This window comes from Exilibacterium tricleocarpae, assembly GCF_007004655.1.
Classification (GTDB): domain Bacteria; phylum Pseudomonadota; class Gammaproteobacteria; order Pseudomonadales; family Cellvibrionaceae; genus Exilibacterium; species Exilibacterium tricleocarpae.
The window spans coordinates 301,827-322,522 of record NZ_ML660090.1; the positions used below are offsets into that span (position 1 = coordinate 301,827).

Annotated in this window: 17 protein-coding genes; 7 read left to right on the forward strand and 10 right to left on the reverse strand. The window is 58.0% G+C overall.

Annotated elements, in window-relative coordinates; all coding sequences use genetic code 11:
* Positions 1-4 precede the first annotated feature (4 nt).
* From pstB to FKG94_RS07715, 4 genes are all read right to left on the reverse strand, one after another.
* Positions 5-751: a phosphate ABC transporter ATP-binding protein PstB gene (gene pstB, locus FKG94_RS07700; RefSeq protein WP_246125029.1), complete on the reverse strand. Its 747-nt coding sequence runs from the start codon at positions 749-751 to the stop codon at positions 5-7.
* 263 nt (positions 752-1,014) lie between these two features.
* On the reverse strand, positions 1,015-2,304 hold the full coding sequence (gene pstA / locus FKG94_RS07705; protein ID WP_142903623.1) for a phosphate ABC transporter permease PstA: 1,290 nt from the start codon (positions 2,302-2,304) through the stop codon (positions 1,015-1,017).
* On the reverse strand, positions 2,297-3,685 hold the full coding sequence (gene pstC / locus FKG94_RS07710; protein WP_142903624.1) for a phosphate ABC transporter permease subunit PstC: 1,389 nt from the start codon (positions 3,683-3,685) through the stop codon (positions 2,297-2,299). Before pstC ends, pstA begins: the two co-directional genes overlap by 8 nt.
* 122 nt (positions 3,686-3,807) lie before the next feature.
* Positions 3,808-4,851, reverse strand: coding sequence for a PstS family phosphate ABC transporter substrate-binding protein (locus FKG94_RS07715; RefSeq protein WP_142903625.1), 1,044 nt, complete (start codon positions 4,849-4,851; stop codon positions 3,808-3,810).
* 501 nt (positions 4,852-5,352) lie between these two features.
* Between FKG94_RS07715 and FKG94_RS07720 the strand changes: the two genes are divergently transcribed.
* The 3 genes from FKG94_RS07720 (at position 5,353) to yciA (ending at position 7,884) form a co-directional block, all read left to right on the forward strand.
* Positions 5,353-5,904 carry a TRAP transporter small permease subunit gene (locus FKG94_RS07720; RefSeq protein ID WP_246125008.1) on the forward strand — a complete coding sequence of 184 codons (552 nt, stop codon included), beginning with the start codon at positions 5,353-5,355 and terminating at the stop codon, positions 5,902-5,904.
* Positions 5,905-6,012: 108 nt separating this feature from the next.
* Positions 6,013-7,383 carry a TRAP transporter large permease gene (locus FKG94_RS07725; protein ID WP_425460036.1) on the forward strand — a complete coding sequence of 457 codons (1,371 nt, stop codon included), beginning with the start codon at positions 6,013-6,015 and terminating at the stop codon, positions 7,381-7,383.
* 105 nt (positions 7,384-7,488) lie between these two features.
* The gene (yciA, locus tag FKG94_RS07730) at positions 7,489-7,884 is read left to right on the forward strand and encodes an acyl-CoA thioester hydrolase YciA (RefSeq protein WP_142903760.1); all 396 of its coding nucleotides are present in this window, start codon (positions 7,489-7,491) and stop codon (positions 7,882-7,884) included.
* Between the two features lie 47 nt (positions 7,885-7,931).
* On the opposite strand, the gene FKG94_RS07735 is transcribed toward yciA, so the two are convergent.
* From FKG94_RS07735 to uvrD, 6 genes are all read right to left on the reverse strand, one after another.
* The gene (locus FKG94_RS07735; RefSeq protein WP_142903626.1) at positions 7,932-9,215 is read right to left on the reverse strand and encodes a TRAP transporter large permease; all 1,284 of its coding nucleotides are present in this window, start codon (positions 9,213-9,215) and stop codon (positions 7,932-7,934) included.
* Positions 9,209-9,718 carry a TRAP transporter small permease gene (locus FKG94_RS07740; protein ID WP_142903627.1) on the reverse strand — a complete coding sequence of 170 codons (510 nt, stop codon included), beginning with the start codon at positions 9,716-9,718 and terminating at the stop codon, positions 9,209-9,211. Before FKG94_RS07740 ends, FKG94_RS07735 begins: the two co-directional genes overlap by 7 nt.
* Positions 9,715-10,737: a TRAP transporter substrate-binding protein gene (locus FKG94_RS07745; RefSeq protein WP_142903628.1), complete on the reverse strand. Its 1,023-nt coding sequence runs from the start codon at positions 10,735-10,737 to the stop codon at positions 9,715-9,717. The genes FKG94_RS07740 and FKG94_RS07745 overlap by 4 nt, the downstream gene beginning before the upstream one ends.
* Positions 10,738-10,753: 16 nt before the next feature.
* Positions 10,754-11,728, reverse strand: coding sequence for a TRAP transporter TatT component family protein (locus tag FKG94_RS07750; protein WP_218943478.1), 975 nt, complete (start codon positions 11,726-11,728; stop codon positions 10,754-10,756).
* Positions 11,729-12,054: 326 nt separating this feature from the next.
* Complete coding sequence (locus FKG94_RS07755) at positions 12,055-13,236, reverse strand: TRAP transporter substrate-binding protein (RefSeq protein ID WP_142903630.1); 1,182 nt, start codon at positions 13,234-13,236, stop codon at positions 12,055-12,057.
* Between the two features lie 26 nt (positions 13,237-13,262).
* Positions 13,263-15,437, reverse strand: coding sequence for a DNA helicase II (uvrD, locus tag FKG94_RS07760; protein WP_142903631.1), 2,175 nt, complete (start codon positions 15,435-15,437; stop codon positions 13,263-13,265).
* Positions 15,438-15,543: 106 nt separating this feature from the next.
* Here uvrD and hexR point away from each other — a divergent pair, with 106 nt between their 5' ends.
* The 4 genes from hexR (at position 15,544) to FKG94_RS07780 (ending at position 20,664) form a co-directional block, all read left to right on the forward strand.
* Positions 15,544-16,410, forward strand: coding sequence for a transcriptional regulator HexR (gene hexR, locus FKG94_RS07765; protein ID WP_142903761.1), 867 nt, complete (start codon positions 15,544-15,546; stop codon positions 16,408-16,410).
* A 24-nt stretch (positions 16,411-16,434) separates the two neighbouring features.
* Entirely contained in the window at positions 16,435-16,779 is a 345-nt protein-coding gene (locus FKG94_RS07770; RefSeq protein WP_142903632.1) for a YkvA family protein, read from the forward strand.
* Positions 16,780-17,134: 355 nt separating this feature from the next.
* Positions 17,135-17,704, forward strand: coding sequence for an ECF-type sigma factor (locus tag FKG94_RS07775; protein WP_179957537.1), 570 nt, complete (start codon positions 17,135-17,137; stop codon positions 17,702-17,704).
* A 305-nt stretch (positions 17,705-18,009) separates the two neighbouring features.
* A complete protein-coding gene (locus FKG94_RS07780) occupies positions 18,010-20,664 on the forward strand; it encodes a protein kinase domain-containing protein (RefSeq protein ID WP_246125031.1) in 2,655 nt (884 codons plus the stop codon).
* The last annotated feature ends 32 nt before the right edge of the window (positions 20,665-20,696 follow it).

The following is a 20,696-nucleotide window of genomic DNA, read 5'->3' on the forward strand; positions in this document are numbered from 1 at the left end:
CCGCTTAACCAAAACGCCCGGTGATATAGGCTTCCGTCAATTCGTGTTCCGGATTGGTGAACACTTTTTCAGTATCGTTTACTTCAATTAATTTGCCCAGGTGAAAATAGGCCGTGCGGCTCGACACCCGCGCCGCCTGCTGCATGGAGTGAGTGACAATGGCGATGGTAAAGTTCTCGCTCAGCTCGGCAATCAGCTCTTCGATCTTGGCGGTGGCGATGGGGTCCAGCGCCGAGCAGGGCTCATCCATCAGGATCACCTCGGGGCTGACGGCAATGGTACGGGCAATGCACAGGCGCTGCTGCTGGCCGCCGGACAGGCCGGTGCCGGGCTGCGCCAGGCGGTCTTTCACTTCATTCCAAAGGCCGGCGCGCTGCAGACTGGTCTCCACCACTTCGTCCAGGTCGGCGCGGCGATCCACCAGACCGTGAATGCGCGGGCCGTAGGCAACGTTATCGTAAATACTTTTCGGGAAGGGGTTGGGCTTTTGAAAGACCATACCTACACGGGCCCGCAGCGGCACTACATCCAGTTTCGGATCGTAGATGTCCTGGCCTTCCAACTGCAGGGAGCCTTCGATCCAGCAGCCCTCGATGGTGTCGTTCATGCGGTTCAGGGCGCGCAGGAAAGTGGACTTGCCGCAACCGGAGGGACCGATCATGGAGACCACTTCGTTGCTGCCGATATCCATGCTGACATCGAAGATGGCCTGTTTTTCACCGTAGAACACATTGACGTTGCGCATCGCCATCTTCGGCGCCTCCACAAACGGCTTGCCCACTGTGGCCGCCGCTGTCACCGCCTCCTGGTCATCTATCACCTGCCTGTCCAACAGCCTTTCGGGCTTCTGTTCAACCGTTTCGCGCACTGTGGCTTCCATCATGGGTTCCCCGCGTCTGTGTCGTCCAGCTATCTGTTCGACTGTCTAATTCGAGTGTTTATTCCGCTACTGGTTCAGCTATAGGCGCGGATGTCAGTTTATCCGTCTATTTATCCGCCTACCAGCTCATCCGCCTACCAGCGCCGCTCGAGGCGCTTGCGCAACCATACGGCCAGGGTGTTCATAACGATCAAGAATGCCAGGAGCACCATGATAGCAGCCGATGTGCGTTCTACGAATGCCCGCTCCGGGCTATCGGACCAAAGGAAAATCTGTACCGGCAACACCGTCGCCGGGTCGGTGGCACCACCGGGAATATCGACGATAAATGCCACCATGCCGATCATCAGCAGCGGTGCGGTCTCTCCGAGCGCCTGGGCCATCCCGATAATGGCGCCGGTCAACATCCCCGGCATAGCCAGCGGCAACACGTGGTGCAGGATCATCTGCATTTTCGAGGCGCCGATCCCCAATGCCGCCTCGCGGATCGAAGGCGGTACCGCTTTAATGGAAGCGCGGCTGGAAATAATAATGGTCGGCAGAGTCATCAGCGTCAGCACGATCCCGCCCACCAGTGGAATGGAGCGGGGCATTTCAAAGAAGTTGATAAAAATCGCCAACCCCAACAGGCCGAAAATAATCGAGGGCACCGCCGCCAGGTTGTTGATATTGACTTCTATCAAATCGGTCCACTTGTTCTTTGGTGCGTACTCTTCTAAATAAACAGCCGCCGCCACACCGATCGGAAACGACAACACCAGGGTTACCATCAGGGTAAACAGCGAGCCCATAATGGCGCCGCGGATGCCGGCCAGCTCCGGTTCGCGGGAGTCACCGCTGGTAAAGAAAATCGTGTTGAAACGCTTCTCGATGCGCTCGTCTGCAATCAGCGCCTCGACCCAGCGCTGCTGGTTTTCACTAAGCCTGCCGGTAAAGGCCTCGCCGGAAGCCGTACGGCTTTTCACATAAGTGTCCACGTCGTCGTCAGCCAGCAGCCACAGCGTCTCGGTTTTGCCGAGCCACTGCTCGGGCCGCTCTCTGAAGACATCCTGCAGATCAAAACCCGCTCCGTTGCTGACCAGCGCATAGAGCTGACGCTTGTCGCGACGGCTGCGCACATCGCTGAAACGCTCCAGCAGCGCCTTGCGAATCACGCCGTCGTAGTTGGCAACGGTAAGCTGGGTCTCGTCGTCGATATTGTCGATACCCAGCACATCGGCATCAAAGTGAACATCCAGGGCGACATAGGTCTGCAAAAACGCGGAGTGGCCCTTGCCGATAATATCCGTAAACAGCAACACCAGGCACAACAGGCCAAAGCTGATGGAGAGCAAACCGTAGAAGCGAAAGCGCTTTTCCGCCCGGTAGCGTTTGGCCAGGTTGCGGTTGACCAGGTCGATGGTTCTCTGGGTGTTCTTATTCATACTGCTCCCGGTACTTTCTGACCACGTGCAGGGCAATGTAGTTGAGCGTCAGGGTGACGACAAACAGCATCAGGCCCAGCGCAAAGGCCGACAGGGTTTTGGGACTGTCGAATTCCTGATCGCCCACCAGCAGGGTCACTATCTGCACGGTGACAGTGGTGACCGACTCCAGCGGATTGGCGGTGAGGTTGGCGGCGAGACCGGCGGCCATCACCACGATCATGGTTTCGCCGATCGCCCGGGACACCGCCAGCAGCACGCCGCCGACAATCCCGGGCAGGGCGGCGGGAATCACCACCTGGCGGATGGTTTCGGAGCGGGTGGCGCCGAGACCGAAGGAGCCGTCGCGCAGCGACTGGGGCACGGCGTTGATGACGTCGTCGGACAGTGAAGAGACAAACGGGATAATCATCACGCCCATCACCAGACCGGCGGCCAGGGCGCTCTCGGAGGAGACATCCAGCCCCAGCACGGCGCCGTTGTCGCGAATCATGGGCGCCACCGTCAGGGCGGCGAAGAAACCGTAGACCACCGTGGGAATACCGGCCAGCACCTCCAGCAACGGTTTGACCACGGCGCGCAGCCTGCGGCCGGCATACTCAGACAGGTAAATCGCCGCCATCAGCCCGGTGGGCACTGCCACCAGCATGGCGATGGCGGAGATCAGCAGCGTACCGACAAATAGCGGCACCGCACCGAAGGCCCCGGAGCTGCCCACCTGGTCGGCGCGGATCGCCATTTGCGGACTCCAGTCGAGGCCGAAAATAAAGTCGAAAAACGATACCGTCTGGAAAAAGCGCAACGACTCGAATAACACCGACAGCACAATACCGAGGGTGGTCACAATCGCGATGCAGGAGCACAACAGCAGCGCCAGCTTGAAGGTGGTCTCCACCTGCACCCGCGCCTTCAACTGCGGCCTGACCCGCGCCCAACCGAATATGCCGAACAACAAACCGCCGCACAGCACCACCACGACCAATGCCTGGCGACTGGCCTCGCGCAGGCTGATCAGCCGCTCACTGGCCGCCTGTAAGTGGGGATCGACGCCCATGGCAGCGCTATTACCAGCGGCAATATTTTCCACCGAATTGATCAGCAACCCCAACTCGGAGCCGCTGAGCTGGCGCATCTGCTCCGGCAGCGAATCGATCACCAGGGCGTGAATAATAGGCTCGTCGAATATCACCCAGAGAATCAGCAGTGCCAGCGCCGGCAGACCGCACCACAACGCCGTCAACATACCGTAGTAAAACGGCAGCGAATTGAGGTTGCGGATACCGCCGACATTGGCGGCCTGAGACAGGGAACGCCCGCGGCCGATCACATAGGCCAGGGCCGTAAGCGCCGCAGTGACAGCCAGCAGGGTGGAAGTGTCCATAAGCGAACGGGTCTCGAAAACGGTAATAAAAACAACAGGTTCAGAGAAAACAATAGCCCGGCAGCGACGCTGCCAGGCTATGAGTGCTACATATGCTCGATCAGGCGGCGGGCTATTGTCGCCTACATTGCCAAATTTTTCAGCATTTTAACATTGCCGCCCACCTTGGCGCGCTCCTGGTCCGGCAGTGGGATCATGCCTTTTTCCGTCAGGTAGCCTTCCTCGCCCCAGGCCCTTTCACTGGTGAACTCGGCCAGGTACTCCTTGATGCCCGGAATGACGCCGACATGGGCTTTTTTCACATAGAAGTAAAGCGGCCGCGATACCGGGTAGCTGCCGTCGGCGATGGACTCAAACGTCGGCTCGCGATTATCGATCAATGATCCCTGCACTTTATCGGAGTTCTGGTCCAGGAAGCTGAAACCGAATACGCCCAGGGCGTTGGGATTGGCGTTCAGCTTTTGAACGATCAGGTTGTCGTTCTCGCCGGCATCGATATAAGGGCCGTCCTCGCGCACCGTATGGCAGACAGACTTATATTTGTTTTTGTCTTTCTTTTTCAGGCCGGCGACCCAGTCAAACGCCTTACAGCCGCCTTCCAGTGCCAGTTCCGCAAAGGCGTCACGGGTGCCGGAGGTGGGGGGAGGGCCGAGGACTTCGATCCTGGTGCTCGGCAGCGCCGGGTTGACATCTTTCCAGGTCTTGTAAGGGTTGGCAACCAGGGTCTCGGTACCATCCGGGTTGGGTATTTCTTTGGCCAGAGCCAGGAAAATATCCTTGCGGGTGAGCTGCATCGGCCGGGACTTGACGGAATTGGCCAACACAATGCCATCGTAGCCGATCAGGACTTCGACAATGTGGGTGACGCCATTCTCGTGGCACATCTCCACCTCGGAGGCCTTGATACGGCGCGAGGAGTTGGTGATGTCCGGGTGCTGAACACCAACCCCGTTGCAGAACAACTTCAAACCGCCGCCGGAACCGGTGGATTCGACATTCGGGGTTTTAAAGGTGGTGCCCCTGCCAAAACGCTCGGCAACGACGGTGGCAAAGGGAAATACGGTGGAAGAACCTACTATAGTGATATAGTCCCGGGCCGCCGCGGCCAGTTGTGCTCCGGCCAGGGTGGTCGCGGCCAGCGTCGCTGTAATCAGCGTTTTTTTCACGGTAACCTCCAAAGGTATCGTGTAATCCAAAGATCAATATTCGGGGATACTAGGTTTAACGGGTGTCAATTCTATGAAGGTTATATGACAGTAATGTTACACTCCGGCGGCTGCCGCCGAGCGGTATTGGGCAGCCAATTTCGGGGTAAAGTCTATATTAGTGCTTTGACCAGAAAACATTTGCACCTCTATGGCACTGAGGTCTCGGTCAGGGGGGGCGCCTAGCCTAGAGCCCTTCAGGACCTTCGCCAGCAGGGATGCTGGCGTAGAGCCTACATGGACGTATTTACGGCGCGTCCTGAAGGGCTCTAGGCTAGGCGCCCCCCCTGACCGAGACCGGGTCAGCCAAGGACACCAAAACCTGCTTTGGGTGAAACTCTTTATTTGCCAAAGCATCGGGAGTATTGATAGGTGGAGAGTTTCGCCAGGTAGTCTCGGTAGGTAGTTCCGGTATAATGCCGCCCATCCAAATAATCAAATAACAGGGTTTGAGAAAGGGATTTGAGCACTCGCACGCCAGCCAGGCCAGACCAACCACGCTCGCGACTGGGGACCGTCGCCGACGCCATCGACCGGTTTTCCGAACTGACCGGCCAGGCCGTCGCCTGGCTCACCCTGGCGATGATGATCATCACCTGCATTGTGGTGACCATGCGCTACGGGTTCGGCCTCGGCTCCATTGCCCTGCAGGAGTCGGTCACCTACCTGCACGCCTGCGTATTCCTGCTGGGGGCGGCCTTTACCCTGAAACGCGACGGCCATGTGCGGGTGGATATCTTCTACCGGCGCTTCTCCGCCCGCGGCCGGGCCTGGGTCGACAGCCTCGGCACCCTGGTCTTTCTGCTGCCGGTATGCGGTTTTTTACTGGCCGCCAGTTGGGACTTCGTCGCCACTTCCTGGGCCATTCGCGAGGTATCCCCCGATCCGGGCGGCATCCCGGCCGTATTTGTGCTGAAGACGCTGCTGCCCCTGGCCGCCGTGACCCTGGCGTTGCAGGGGCTGGCGGAGATCGCCCGTAACCTGCTTCTATTAATGAAAGACCCACACCAATAATGGACGACCCAATCTATCGATGAGCAACCCAGTCTGTGTATGAATAACCCAAACTATCGATGAAAAGCCCAAACTGTCCATGAATAACCCAACCTAGGGCCTGTCACCATGCTGGCGGAACTCGCTCCACTGTTGATGTTTTTGACCGTCTGTGTCGCCCTGATGTCGGGCTACCCGGTGGCCTTCACCCTGGCGGGCACCGCCCTGCTGTATGCGGGGCTGGGCGTTGTCAGCGGGCATTTTGATCCGCAGTTGCTGCTGGCCCTGCCCGACCGGCTGTTCGGCACCATGACCAATACCACGCTGATTGCGGTGCCGCTGTTCGTGCTGATGGGCGTGATGCTGGAGAAGTCGCGCCTGGCCGAGGAGCTGCTCGGCAACCTCGCCAAAGCCTGCGGCACCATGCCCGGCGGACTGGGGATATCCGTGGTACTGGTGGGCATGCTGCTGGCCGCCAGTACCGGTATCGTCGGCGCCACCGTGGTCACCATGGGCCTGATGTCGTTGCCGACCATGCTCAAACGGGGCTACGACCCGTCCCTGGCCGCCGGTACCATCTGCGCCACCGGCACCCTGGGCCAGATTATCCCGCCATCCATCGCCCTGGTGTTGCTGGGCGACATCCTCTCCGGCGCCTACCAGCAGGCGCAGATCAATATGGGGGTGTTTAACCCGCAGCCGGTGTCGGTAGGGGACCTGTTCGTCGGCGCAGTCGTGCCGGGGCTGATTCTGGTGGTTATTTATATCGCCTATCTCATGCTTGCTGCCACCGTCAAACCCGCCTGCGCCCCGAAAATCAGCCGCAGCGAGACACTGAACCGGCGCCGGGTACTGTTGAGCCTGTTGCCGCCTATCGGGCTGATCGCCCTGGTGCTCGGCTCTATCATCTCCGGGGCGGCCACCCCCACGGAGGCCGCCGGGGTCGGCGCCCTGGGCGCCACCCTGCTGGCCCTGGGCAAGCGCCAACTCAACCGCCAGCGACTGCGCGAAGTCGTGCTGTCCACCACCAGTGTCACCGCCATGGTATTTACCATCCTGATCGGCGCGTCGCTGTTTTCCCTGGTGTTTCGCGGTTTCGGCGGGGAGGAACTGATCGAGCATTTCTTCTCCCAACTGCCCGGTGGCACTTTTACGGCGGTGCTGGTGGTGATGGTGGTGATCTTTCTGCTGGGCTTTATCCTCGACTTTATTGAAATAACCTTCGTCGTGGTACCCATTGTCGGACCGGTGCTGCTGGCGATGGGGGTGGACCCGGTGTGGCTGGGCATCATGATCGCCCTCAATCTGCAGACTTCGTTTCTGACGCCGCCGTTCGGTTTTGCCCTGTTTTATCTGCGCGGAGTGGCGCCGGACAGCCTCGCCACTGGCGCCATTTACCGTGGTGTCATTCCTTTTATTGTGCTCCAATTGCTGCTCCTTACAGCCCTGGCCATTTGGCCGGAACTGGTCACCTGGCTGCCGCGGCAACTACAGCAGTGACGCGGCGGGCACCGGCAGCAACCCTTGCATATCATCAATCACAAACGACAATATACCCACTCATAAAAAACTTCTGACGCTTGAGATACCTGAAAGACTATGACCTTGAACAGAATCGACGAAAACCCAAGCCCCAGCGGCACCCTGGCTCTGCAAACCCTGGCTATGCCCTCTGACACCAATCCCAACGGCGATATTTTCGGCGGCTGGATGATGTCGCAAATGGACCTGGCCGGCGCTATTCAGGCTCGCGAAATCGCCAAAGGCCGGGTTACCACAGTAGCGGTAGGGGGCATGACGTTTTTGTGCCCGGTGCCTGTCGGCGCCACTGTCAGTTGCTATTGCAACCTCCTGGAAATCGGCCGCTCATCGGTGCGCACCAATGTGGAAGTCTGGCTGAAAAAACTGGAGACCGGCGAGCAATCAAAGGTTACAGAGGGGGTTTTCGTTTATGTGGCGATTGACGATAAGGGTCACACCCGCGCCATCCCCAAAGACTAGGACGGCAGCCTTTCAGTTTGCGGGCAACCCCTTCGTTACCGCGTCAATCAGTGATCGATCAGCGCCAAACTCAGTGCCGGCACATAGGTAATGATGAGGACCGCCAGCAGCAGTACAAAAAAGAAAGGCAGGGTAGCGCTGTAGATTTCGGTGATCGGCCGCTTGAAGCGAGAACTGGCGATAAACAGATTCATACCTATCGGCGGGGTGAAATAACCGATCTGCATATTGGAGAGAAAAATTATCCCGAGGTGTATGGGGTGTATACCGTAAGACAGGGCAACCGGCAAAATCAGGGGCACCATCACCACAGTGGCGGAGAAAATATCCAGGATAGCCCCAAGGGCCAGCAGCAGGAGCGTGAGGAAAAATAAAAACACATACTTACTGGTGATCGTTTCGCGGATAGTTTCAAACACCAGCGCCGGCACTTCCGCGTCGATCAGGACATTGGTCAGCGCCAGGGAAACCGCGAGAATGACAATGATCTCACCGATAATCACACTGGCTTTGATCATGATAGCCGGCACCGACCGCAGCGCAATCTCCCGATAGAGAAACACCTGCACAATCAGCGTGTAGAGGGCGGCGATCGCCGCTACCTCGGAAATCGCAAACCAGCCACCGTAAATACCGCCGATAACGATAAGCGGCAGCGGCAGCTCCCACTTGGCCAGCCACAGCGCCCGCCGCGCCTCGGCCCAGCGAAACGGCTGGCGCTCGACCGGCTCCTTGCGGGTAGCCCACAGCACCCACAATGCCAACAACAGCACCATCAACAACAGCGGCAGCACGCCGGCGATAAACAGTTGCTTCAGCTCGAAGGCCGGGCCGATATTCATCTGCTGAACCAGAATACCGTAGAGAATCAGCGGCATCGAGGGCACCAGCAACAGGCCCAGGCTGCCGGAGGCAGTGACCATCCCCAGGCTGAAGCGACCCGGATAACCGGCCTTCTTCAGAGCCGGGTAGAGCAGCGCACCGATGGCGACAATGGTCACCCCCGAAGCGCCGGTGATGGCAGTAAAAAAAGTGCAGGTAATCAGCGCGATAATCGGCAGGCCCGCGGGCATCCACCCCAACAGCGCCCGCGTCAGCGCTACTAAACGATCCGGCGAGCGGCTCTCGGCAATCAGGTAACCGGCGAGGGTGAACAGCGGCAACGCCACCAGCATCGGCGTATCGGTGATGCGGTAAATCTCCACCGCCATCACCGACAGGTGAATCTCCTGCCACCAGAGCCCGAACAGGCTGGCAGCGGCGATAATGATAAACAGCGGCGTTCCGATTAACGCCAGCAGGATTAAGAAGATAATCGCCAGGGTCAGCATAAAGGCTGCACACCCTCCGGCAGCCAGGCACTCGGCACCAGCGCCTGAAACAGGAAACGACAGGCCATCACCAGAAAGGAAAACGGTATCACCACTTGGCACACCCACACCGGCAGCCAGCCGGCCACCACGGTGGCATCCTCGAACTCCAGTTGTATTAGGGTCAGGGAGAACCAGGCGATCACGACACAAACGGCCGCGGCAAATACATCGACGCCGCGCTCCAGATAACGACAGATATGACGCGGCACAGAGCGGCTGACCAGATCAATCAGTATATGTTCACGCCGCCGCGTGGCGACCATGGCACCGAACAGCGCCAGCCACAATACCAGGATGCGCATAATGTTATCGGCACCCATAATGCCGGTGCCGAAAAAATTGCGCAGCACAATCTGTCCGTTGGCCAATAACAGCAGCGCCGCCAGAATCATCACCAGCAGCGTGCTTTCCAGCGCTATAAAAGCGCGGTTCAGACCCGCCGTCAGGGTCTTTACAGTCATAGCTTGGCCTGGGCGCCGCGGTACTGCTCCAGATAGTCCATAAGCTGTTGGTAAAGCGGTTTTGATACGCCGCCGTTTTGCACGATATCATCGATGGCGCGCTCGGCGCTCTGATGCCAGATATCGGCCTGTTCCGAACTGGGGCGCGACAGGGTGATGCCCTGTTTCTGCATGGCGGCGAAAGCGTCCAGATTATCTTTACGATTCTGTTTATCGATATCCGCAAAAACCTTGCCCATGATGTCCCGCACGACAATCTGATCACCGGCTTCAAGCCGGTTAAATACTTTTTTGTCAATCGCCAGCACCGCGTAAAAGTACAACAGCGGGATATCGGTCATATGGGAGACCTGGGTGTGCCACTGCAACGCCAGCGCCGCTATCGGGGAGGTGGCCACAGTATCGATCATGCCGGTTTGCAAGCCCGGCAAGACATCGCCGATCGACAGGGGGATCGGGGATACACCAAAAGATTCCACAACGCCCACCGTCGTCGGGTCGTTGTCGGGCACCCACACTTTCTTCTTGCGCAGTTGCTCGACTTGCGTAACCTCGGCGTCTGTCATCAAGTAAGCCAGCCCGCCTTCGCCCAGGCCAAAGGTAACAAAACCACCGTCTTCAAGTTCCTCGACAATCAGCCGGTCCATGCGCTCGCGCACAAAGTCCACCTCGCGGAACGAGCGGAACAACAGAGGCAGATTGTACAACTGGCTGTTCGGTGCAAACTTCGCCAGACTGCCGCCGGGCACCGCGCCGCCCTGCAACTGGCCGAGGCGGATTTTGCGCAGCACGGCCCGGTCGTTGCCCATAACGCCACCGGGATAGAACTTAAACTTTACCCGACCCTCAGTGGCCTCGGTCACCGCCTTGGCCCCGGCGCGCATTTTTACCATCCAACTGGAACCATCCGGCGACACCGTGGCGATCTTCAGTACCACCGCCCCGGCGCCGCCGGCGGACAGCGACAGCGCCAGCAACAAAAGCCCGCGGACGAGGGTCGTGCGTTTCAACAACTTCATAAAAGGGGTTCTCCCGCTAAAAATAATCGTCCGCCGAGGCCAGCAATTGTTCTGCCTGAGCCTGCGCCAGCACGTTCATCAATGTATATCCCGGTACTTCCGGCGCCGTATCCATGACCTCTCGCAGCAGTTGGTCGTGCAGCTCGCGGTCAAATACCAGGCGCGCGTAGCGCTCGGCAAAGGTAACCTTGACCATCAGATTTTTGCCGCCCGAAAACGCGATGGCTTTTTCAAAGTGCTCGCGCCCGATAGCCGGTTTGCCGCCCAGGGCCGGCGGCAGCAGGGTTGCCAAACCGCCGAGGTAGAGATGCGCCATACCGTCGCGATAGGTGCCGTCGCGCGCCGCCACCGTCTCCAACAGCAGTTGGACCCTGGCCAGCTCCGCCACCGCATTCCAGTCCCCGTCGCGGGCCTGAATCCAGCCGGCCCAGGCCACTCCCAGGGTATACAGTTCGGGCAGCAGGCGCCGGTCGGTCTGTGCGAGTTCGCCCTGCAGCGCCGCAAACGGCATGTCGCGCACCTCGCAGAGTTGCCGCTCAGCCCCGCACAGCGCTGTCGTCGAATAGGTCAAGGCGGTTTCCGTCAGTCGCTGCCGGCGCGCCTCATCCTCGACAAACACCCCGGCGTAGGCACTGTAGAGATCGGCGCCGGCCAGCAGCAGCCCGGTATTGCCGGGATCACCGGCAATCAGGCCGTCGATCATCAGCAGGTAGGCGGGCGCGCCATCGCGTACGGTCGCGGGATCGTTACTATTGAGTACCGCCAGCGCCAGGTTGTCCGCCAGTTTCGCAGTCTGCGAACTGATCAGGGAGGCGCAGGCCGACAGCAGGCAGGATAACAGGATTAACAGTGGGCGGATAATGGAGCCTCCTATTTTTTCTAAGTCAATCGGGCTTAAACCGATCAGGTGTTGGTCATCGGCGCACCTGGACAGTTCGACGAAACAGTCCCTATCCCATCCAAATACACTGCCTTGGGCGAATTTACTCAGCTTATCATCCCCACGCTATCTCTATCGATCTCGATAAAAATATCGAGGGTAGGTTTGCCGTTGGGTGGGGCTTTCAGAAACTCTCGACAGCAGCGATGCTGTCGGGACCGAAAGTAGGCGCTCTAGGCGAGTCCCCAGGGGTGGAGCGGGAAACAGCGAAGCGCTGCTTCGCCCCGCGGAACGCCCAAAGCCTCTGGCTTTGGGCTGGGCCCGCTTGCGGGGGTTTACGACGTGTTTCTGAAAGCCCCACCCAACGGCAAACCGATCAATTGGCACACTTTTGCTTAAGGCAGCATCTCATCCCGCCCGGATTTAACGGCCCGGTGTCATTCCGACTTGCCGGCAGATACCGGCTGCGGACCTCGCGGCAGGTTGCGGATATCGTAATTGGCCTGCTCCGAAATCCGGTGGTAGGCCTGGGACTGCTCGGTAAACTCGCGGAAGGCATTGTACACCCGGGCAAACTCCGGGTCTCGTGCGGCGGTTTCGCGGTAAATGTCCTCGGCGATATCACGCAGGGTGATCAGCACATCGTTCGGCAGCGCTCGCACCTGCACCCCGTGTTTGTCCACCAGCTCCCGCAGCGCCGCATTGTTGCGCGCGGTGTATTCGTCGAGCATATCTTGATTGGCGGCACGGGCCGCCACTTCCACAATAGACTGCAGGTCCGGCGGCAGGGATTCAAACGCCGTTTTGTTGACAATCAGCTCCAGGGTGGGGCCCGGCTCGTGCCAACCGGGATAGTAGTAGTATTTCGCCACCTGGTGAAAGCCAAACGCCAGGTCGTTGTAGGGGCCGACCCATTCGGTGGCATCGATAACACCGGTCTGCAGCGCGGTATACAGCTCGCCGCCGGGAATATTCACTGCCGTGCCACCAGCCCGCGCCAGGACCTCGCCCCCATAACCGGGGATGCGCATCTTCAGGCCCTTGAGGTCGTCAACCGAGTTGATCTCCCGGTTAAACCAGCCCGCCATCTGCACGCCGGTGTTACCCGCCGCAAAAGGGATCAGGTTAAACGGCGCGTAAATCTCGCGCCACAATTCCAGGCCACCGCCATAATGCAGCCAGCCGTTCATCTCCTGGGCGTTGATGCCAAACGGCACCGCGGTAAACAGCGGTGCCGAGGAAATCTTGCCCTTCCAGTAATAGCCGGCACCGTGGCCCATCTCCACGCTGCCCGAGGACACCGCGTCAAACACTCCCAGCGCCGGCACCAGTTCGTTGGCACCGTAGACCCTGATCTGCAGGCGACCGTTGCTCATGGCGTCAACAAACCTGGCAAAGGTTTCCGGGGCGGTACCCAGGCCGGGGTAGTTTTTGGGCCAGGTCGTAACCATTTTCCAGCGATATTCGGCGGCGGCGGGATCGCCGGCGCCGGAGACTGCGGCGGCTTGCGCCGTAACGGCACCGGCCTTTTCCGTGACATAGAGCGCAAACACCGCTACCAGAGCCGCCACCAAACCCAGAATCACCGCGGGACAGTAATTGGTTTTTGCCTGACTCATGCCATCGCCTTTACGTTGCCGCCCACTCAAATGGCCTCCAATTTAGCATATTGCAGCACTAACCACTTACTGCCTTCGAGATCAAAGTTTACCTGTACCCGCGCGCCGCCACCCTGGCCTTCGAAATGCACTACCACCCCCTCGCCGAAAATCGGGTGCATAACCCGCTGCCCCAGGCCGAAGCCGGTGTCCACACCGGCATCGCTGAGGCGGCCCTGGCTCAGCCGCGTGCCGCCGTAGTTGACCGGGCGGCTGACCGAGGACTTCAGGCGCACTTCCTCGATCAGGTCGTCGGGAATCTCCCTGACAAAACGCGACACCGCATTGAAGGTTTCATTGCCGTGTATACGGCGGTTTTCCGCATAGGTGATATAGAGCTTTTCCATCGCCCGGGTGATGCCCACGTAGCACAACCGTCGCTCCTCCTCCAGGCGCCCGGACTCCTCCAGGGACATCTTGTGGGGAAACAGGTTTTCCTCCACCCCGGCCAGGAACACCAGGGGAAACTCCAACCCCTTGGCCGAATGCAGGGTCATCAGCTGCACGGCGTCCTCGTGATCGTCGGCCTGGGTGTCGCCGGCATCCAACGCGGCGGTGTCGAGAAACTGGGCCAGAGGCGCGGCCTCCGGTTCCGGGTCCGCCGCAAAAGCGCGGCAGGCGTTGACCAGTTCCTGCAGGTTTTCAATGCGCGCCTGACCTTTTTCCCCTTTCTCCTTCTGGTGGTATTCAAACAGGCCGCTGCCGTGCACCACATGCTCGGCCTGCTCCTCGAGATTCAGCGTTGACGTGTCGCTGTCGAGGGTTTCCACCAGTTCGATAAAACCGTTGACGGCGTTGGCGGCCCGCGCCGGCAGGCTCTTGTGAGCCACCAGTTGCACCGCCGCCTGCCACAGCGAACAGCCCTGCTCGCGGGCAAACAAACGCACGGCGTCAACGGTTTTGCCGCCGATGCCCCGGGTCGGCACGTTCACCACCCGCTCAAAGGCGGCGTCGTCAAACCGGTTGACGAGCAGGCGCAGATACGCCAGCGCGTTGCGGATTTCCATCCGCTCGTAAAAGCGCTGGCCGCCGTAGATACGGTAGGGCACCGCCTCGCGCAGCAAGGCCTCCTCCAGCACCCGCGACTGGGCATTGGAGCGATAGAGCAGTGCAATACTGTCGCGCCGGTTGCCCTGGCCGACCCAGTCGCCGATGCGCTCGACAATAAAACGGGCCTCGTCCTGCTCGTTAAAGGCGGCATAGAGGGAGATGGGTTCGCCGTCCTTGCCGTCGGTCCAGAGCTCCTTGCCGAGGCGACCAAAATTGTTGGCGATAACGGCGTTGGCGGCCCTTAAAATAGTGCCCGTGGAGCGGTAGTTCTGCTCCAGGCGAATGGTCTCTACGGCGGGAAAGTCGACGGCAAACTGCTGGATATTCTCGATCTTGGCGCCGCGCCAACCGTAGATCGACTGGTCGTCATCACCCACCGCGGAAACCCGGCAGCGCTCGCCCGCCAGTACCCGCAACCAGGCGTATTGAATGGTATTGGTATCCTGGAACTCGTCCACCAGGATAAACGGAAAGCGCTCCTGGTAATGCTGCAGCAGGCGCGGGTCGTTCAGCCACAATTCGTGGGCGCGCAACAACAGCTCGCCGAAGTCCACCAGCCCGCCGCGCTCGCAGGCCTCCTCATAGGCACGGTAGATGCGCGCCATGGTGGTGGTATAGGGATCGGCGCTCTCCTGTATATAGGCGGCGCGCAGGCCCTCGTCCTTCTGGGCGTTGATAAACCACTGCGCCTGCTTGGGCGGCCAGCGGGCCTCGTCGAGATCCAGGCTCTGGCACACCCGCTTGACCAGGCGCAACTGGTCGTCGCTGTCGAGAATCTGGAAATTCTGCGGCAGCTTTGCCTCCTGCCAATGCGCCTTCAGCAGGCGGTGGGCGAGACCGTGGAAAGTGCCCACCCACATACCGCGAGGGTTCACCGACAGCAGTTCCTCGATGCGGCCGCGCATCTCGCGGGCGGCTTTATTGGTAAAGGTGACCGCCAGTATGGAGTAGGGCGACACCTGGTGCACCTGAATCAACCAGGCGATGCGGTGCACCAGCACCCGGGTCTTGCCGCTGCCGGCGCCGGCGAGAATCAATTGGTTGCCCGGCTCGGCGGAGACCGCCTGGCGCTGGGCGTCGTTGAGTGCGTTGAGAATAGGGGATACGTCCATGGGCGGCATTGTAGCAAAATTACAAAAAGTAGGGGATTAGGCTATTTTTTTACTACATAATTTTTGTAGTATTAGTGTTTGAACAACAGGTGGGGTGAGTTTGACAGTGAAACCGGCCGAATTGACCCAGAAAATCAGCGCTGCGGTGGATGCCATGCGCAAGTCGGAGCGCAAGGTGGCGGAATATGTGCTGGCCAACCCGGCCGATATCATTCATATGCGCATCGTCGATCTGGCCACCCGTGCCGAGGTCAGCGAGCCCACAGTGGTGCGTTTCTGCCGCGCCATCGGCTGCGACGGTTTTCAGGACTTCAAGCTGAGCCTGGCGCAACAACTGGCCTCCAGCCCCAGTTTTGGCCAGATCGCCGTCACCGACAGCGACCCCATCAGCGACTTTACCTACAAAGTCTTCGATTCCACCATCGATACGCTGCTGCAGGTGCGCGACAAGCTCAATGTCGAGCACCTGGATCAGGCAGTCACCGCGCTGTGTAAGGCCAACCGGGTGGAATTCTACGGTTTCGGTGCCTCGGGCGCCGTAGCGGCGGATGCCCAGCACAAATTCTTCCGCCTGCAACTGGCCACCGCCGCCCACTCCGACCACCATATCCAGAATATGTCCGCCATGTCCATGCAGGCGGGCGATGTGGTGGTGGCCATCTCACAAAGCGGGCGCACCAAGGCGCTGCTGCACTCGATGGACATGGTCAAACAGGTGGGGGGCATAGTGATCGGTCTCGCACCGAGCCGCTCGCCGGTGATTAAAAATGCCACTATTCCTATTGAGGTGGATGTCGAGGAGGATATCGAGATCTATACGCCGCTGTCGTCGCGCATCGCGCACCTGGTAATTATCGATGTACTGGCCATAGGGGTGGCACAGCGCAAAGGGCCGGCGCTGCAGGATCACCTGTTCAAGTTGAAGCAGGGGCTGCGCTCGCTGCGCATCCAGCCGGAGGACCAGCGCCGGTAGGCGGCGGCAATACGTGAGGTAACCATGGACAACAGCGACTACACCGAAACCTCGTTCTGGGAGAAAGTCAAAACCTACGCCAAGGCCGCGGGCCGGGAAACTATCGAAACCGCGTTAAAGCTTTACTATACCCTGCAAGACAAAGAGACACCCGGCTGGGCCAAAACCACCATCATCGGCGCCCTGGTGTACTTTATCGCCCCCGTGGATACCGTGCCGGACCTGCTGCCCGGCGGTTATGTGGACGATCTTGGTGCACTGGCCGCGGCCGCCTGGACGGTGGCCTCGCATATCAAGGACGAGCACGTCGAAAAAGCGAAGCAGACACTCAGGCAGTGGTTTGATGAGGATGGGGAACCGGCTGAGTAACGACCCGGCCCACGGCGGGCGAGCCTGTGCCTGGCGTTGCTCGGCGGGGGATGAAAGGGCTATACTCTGGTCGTCAAAAGTGCTCAGCGTTTATTCAGCGAACAGGCGGCTAAGCAGACCGCTACTAGTGCTTCGACTAATAAAGGTTTTCACTCAAAAGAGGTTGTGGTGTCCTTAACTGACCCGGATCGAGACCTCAGTGCCATCGAAAGCGCCATCGAAGTGAAAGTATTTTCTGGTCAAAGCACCAGGACCTGTTTCCACAAATCGCCGAGCCTCCCAATTGATATAGCTTTTTGTAAAAAAATGGCGACAATAACAAACTTTTTATTTATAGCGGGAGCGGGTGCAGTTTTTGGGCGCTAAAGAACGTGCGGAAGAAAGCTGGATTGATGGCCTGCGCGCGGGAGAAAAGGAAGCCAGCGAATATGTATGGAAACAGTATTACCAGAAACTCCTCACCATCGCCGGTCAGCGTCTAACCAACTCCTCAAAGGTCATGTCCGATGAGGAGGACGTTGTCGTATCGGCGTTTAAAAGTTTTTTTCGCGCAGTGCACGAAAATCGTGCATCCGAGCTGAACAGTGAGGATGATATCTGGCGACTGCTGATTACATTAACGGCGCGCAAGGCGATTAAACAACTGCGCTATGAATCGCGGGCCAAGCGCGATAGCAAAAAACAACATAGTAACGACGCTGATATTATTGATAACCTGGTCTGCCCTGAACCTTCCGCAGAATTTCTGATGATGATGGCCGATGAATATCGGGAACTGAATGCGCGTTTGCTGGACGACGATATGCGCTTGATTGTTCTGCGCAAGCTGGAAGGTTACTCCAATACGGAAGTTGCCCAACTACTCAATATCAACCTGCGCACGGTACAACGACGCCTCATAGTTGTGCGCTCGTTAGTGCGTTGATCCCGTCAATGCGATCGCCCAAGCCACCGACAGCGCCGGACCTCGATATTTTAGAGACGCTCAACACGGACCAGCTCATCGCGGTTGATCAATGTTGTACGGCGTTTGAGCAGGCCCTGCGCAGCGCCCAACCGCTGGCCATTGAGACACTGCTTGAGCGCGTAGAGCCGGATATCAAAACCATCCTGTTTAATGAGCTGCTGTACCAGGAGTTGATCCACCGGCGCCAACACGGCGAACACATCGATCGCCAGTCCTATGAACGGCGCTTCCCGCACTTTATCCAACACATTGCCGAAGTGTGGATGACAGTCTACTGTGCGCAGGCGAGCACCGAGCTGCCTTTGTCGGCGCCGGCGGACGGACCGGACATTCCCGGCTATAGCATCGAAGAACGCCTCGGCCGCGGCGGTACGGCCGTCGTTTACCGCGCCAAGGACCTTCGACTCAATCGCACCGTAGCGATAAAAATGCTCAGCAGCGACCATATGAGCCACGAGCAGGTTAAGCGCCTGCAACTGGAGGCCAGAGCTGTTGGCGCTCTGCATCACCCCAATATTATCCAAATCTATTCGGTCGGTGAGCATCACGGCCAGCCTTACCTGGTGTTGGAATACGCCACCGGCGGCACCCTGCACGAGCGCTTGACAAACGATGGTTTTGAACCGCAGGTTGTGTTAGCTATGATGTTAACACTGGTCAATGCCATAGCATTTATCCATGCAAATGGCTTTTTACACCGGGACCTCAAACCTTCAAATATTTTGTTCGACCACAATGGCACGCTAAAAATCAGCGACTTCGGCCTGGCAAAAGACACCAGCGGCAATACCGAACTTACCCAGACGCAAAGCCAGCTCGGCACACCTGCCTATATGGCGCCGGAGCAGATCGACGCCCATTTTGGCAAAGTCGACCAGCGCAGCGATATTTACAGCCTGGGCGTGTTGATGCACGGTTTGTTAACCCATATCACCCCGTATCACGGCCTTAGCGCAACAGGGCTTATCAAAGAACTGATATCAAAAAAACCGGTACCATCATCCCGCCTCCTCGACAAGTGCGCCGATAAAGCACTTATCGCTGTTTGCCTGCGCTGTCTTGAAAAAAATCCCAAACACCGTTACTCGTCGGCATCGGCGCTGTATCAAGATTTACTGCGTGTGAAATCGGGAAAGGCTGTGAGCCGAAAACCCTGGTATCGACAGCTTGTTCGACGCTCTGTGGGTGTCGCAGCGTCGATGCTGGTTTTACTGACTATCAGCGTTGCTGCATGGCAGCAGAAAACGCCGGCTGTAACGCCGCCCGGCTTTTTATCCGGCAAAACTATCGCAACGCTGGACAGCTCTACCCTCACCGCCATCAACGTGCCGTTACAAGGAGAAAGTGACTACAAGTTGATACGTTTGTTACCTGAAGGTCTTGAGGGCACAAACCTCATACAACTGAATGCTGCGCAGGGTCTGGCGCTCTATCAAGGTCGTTACCTCGCTATTGCCGACACACTAAACCATCGCGTATTAACCATCGATCTGCAATCAGGCGATATCGCCCTGGTTGCCGGCAATGGAGAAGCCAGCTACAGCGGCGACAACGGACCCGCCATCAGCGCGACGCTCAATCAACCGGTGAAACTCGATTTCGATAGTCGGGGACGGCTCTATATCGCAGACCGGGCCAATCACGCCGTGCGCAGAATCGACAATGAAGGTACCATCACCACAGTTGCCGGCGGTATTGGCTGCAAGGAAAAGCAAACATTTTCCACCATACCGATGCTGTGTTACCCCGGCGATGTCAGTATTACACCGAACGCCGACATATATATTGCCGATACGTTCAATGAACGCATCAGGCTGGTGGAACCAGGGCTGGATCCGGCCACGGTATTCAGGCGGCAGCCTGCTGACACGCCGCCGGACTTTAATCCATTCCCACGCGCGATGGATTACCACAACAATACGCTGTATTTTATCGGTGGCGTCGGCGGTCAATTACACAGCATTAGCGAAACCGGCACCGCTAAAGCCGTTGCCGGCGGCTTTGTTGAACCAACAGATATCAGCGTCGATAAACAGGGCCGTGTCTATATCAGTGATGAAGCAGGTTTTCCGTTAACACGCTTCGACCCGGACACTGATCAGGTGCAGGTGATCGATCGGAGTCAACTGACTTATCGGAATAAACTGTCGCCACCGATAGATCAAATAAGCGCTCTAGTTGTCGGTGAAGATAATAAACTGTTTTTTTCAGACAGGGTAAACAACGCGATAAACGTCATTATTCCAAACAACAACAGATCACCGCTGCCAATGACGGCGAGACATACGACTAAAATTACGAGAGACTATCAACAATACCCACATCCGCAAATGGATACCAAAGGTCAATATAGCTTTGTCGATAGCGATGAGAAAACTTTTTTTTCAACCATTGCCTACCGACTGGGTTTGCAGCCTTACATGCATCAGTCCAGCCTGACACAACAGCGTGTTTTCTTTAGCGAAAATGATATCAGCGCACGGAATGCGCTGACACTCTACTGTTTTTATGTCGCCTACCACTGTGGCCTGCAAGGCAACACCCTGTTTATTGCCAGGCCCGCTGCATTTGCGCAATTAACCACCGCAAAACCGCTGACCATAGACGACCCGCTGTCTTTTATCGGCAACGCCGATGCAATGCCCGAATCCTGGAAGCGCGATGCTGAGCGCACTGTTTTTATTGCACCGGGCGCTAAACGTATTATCGAGGAATTTTTCCCGCTGCTGGAGTCTTCAAGCGTTTATCGGTACGAATTCGATGCCAGCATGCGTAAAATCATTGGCGATGCAAAATTTGCCATAACAGGTACCTACAATCTAGGTCAGCTTCATGCCGCTATTGTACTGCGGAGGAAAGCTCGTCTGGAATATAACGAGCAATCAGGCAAGCTGGTCGTGCGCGCTTTTGGGAATTGATCTTCTACCTTTTTGGCACTTGATCTTCTACC

Excerpts from the sequence above, each read along its gene's own strand:
- pstB (WP_246125029.1), bottom strand. The coding sequence starts at position 751 with ATGGCGATGCGCAACGTCAATGTGTTCTACGGTGAAAAACAGGCCATC.
- pstA (WP_142903623.1), bottom strand. The coding sequence starts at position 2,304 with ATGAATAAGAACACCCAGAGAACCATCGACCTGGTCAACCGCAACCTG.
- pstC (WP_142903624.1), bottom strand. The coding sequence starts at position 3,685 with ATGGACACTTCCACCCTGCTGGCTGTCACTGCGGCGCTTACGGCCCTG.
- FKG94_RS07725 (WP_425460036.1), top strand. The coding sequence starts at position 6,013 with ATGCTGGCGGAACTCGCTCCACTGTTGATGTTTTTGACCGTCTGTGTC.
- FKG94_RS07735 (WP_142903626.1), bottom strand. The coding sequence starts at position 9,215 with ATGCTGACCCTGGCGATTATCTTCTTAATCCTGCTGGCGTTAATCGGA.
- FKG94_RS07740 (WP_142903627.1), bottom strand. The coding sequence starts at position 9,718 with ATGACTGTAAAGACCCTGACGGCGGGTCTGAACCGCGCTTTTATAGCG.
- FKG94_RS07745 (WP_142903628.1), bottom strand. The coding sequence starts at position 10,737 with ATGAAGTTGTTGAAACGCACGACCCTCGTCCGCGGGCTTTTGTTGCTG.
- FKG94_RS07755 (WP_142903630.1), bottom strand. The coding sequence starts at position 13,236 with ATGAGTCAGGCAAAAACCAATTACTGTCCCGCGGTGATTCTGGGTTTG.
- uvrD (WP_142903631.1), bottom strand. The coding sequence starts at position 15,437 with ATGGACGTATCCCCTATTCTCAACGCACTCAACGACGCCCAGCGCCAG.
- FKG94_RS07770 (WP_142903632.1), top strand. The coding sequence starts at position 16,435 with ATGGACAACAGCGACTACACCGAAACCTCGTTCTGGGAGAAAGTCAAA.
- FKG94_RS07780 (WP_246125031.1), top strand. The coding sequence starts at position 18,010 with ATGACAGTCTACTGTGCGCAGGCGAGCACCGAGCTGCCTTTGTCGGCG.